At 40.0% G+C, this 255-nt stretch carries 1 protein-coding gene; it reads right to left on the bottom strand.

The window, feature by feature from the left end; translation table 11 throughout:
* The coding region (locus NE665_RS24895) for a replication initiation factor domain-containing protein (RefSeq protein WP_256302797.1) at positions 1 to 255 on the bottom strand (255 nt) is incomplete at both ends.

Here is a 255-nt window from a genome sequence, read left to right as displayed (position 1 = left end):
CAAGTTCCAGCGGTCTGTCTTTGAATGTCATGGCAAAAACATGAGCCTTATCATCACGCAGTTGCATTTCTGTCCGTTTCCAACTGCCGACTTCATCAAGTGTCTTATTATGTTTTGAACAGACTTCTTTATCCTTATCATAAAAGCGGTAGGATAATCCCGATTTACCAGCACCGATATAAACAGTCTTTGCGGTGTCGAAATCATCAAACTTGCTTTCGTCAAAGTGGTAGCCCTCACTATTAGAAATAAATT

This window comes from Clostridium sp. DFI.1.208 (assembly GCF_024463855.1).
Classification (GTDB): domain Bacteria; phylum Bacillota_I; class Bacilli_A; order Erysipelotrichales; family Erysipelotrichaceae; genus Clostridium_AQ.
Note: the sequence above shows the minus strand (reverse complement) of the source record. Positions and strands in the feature narration are given on the sequence as shown.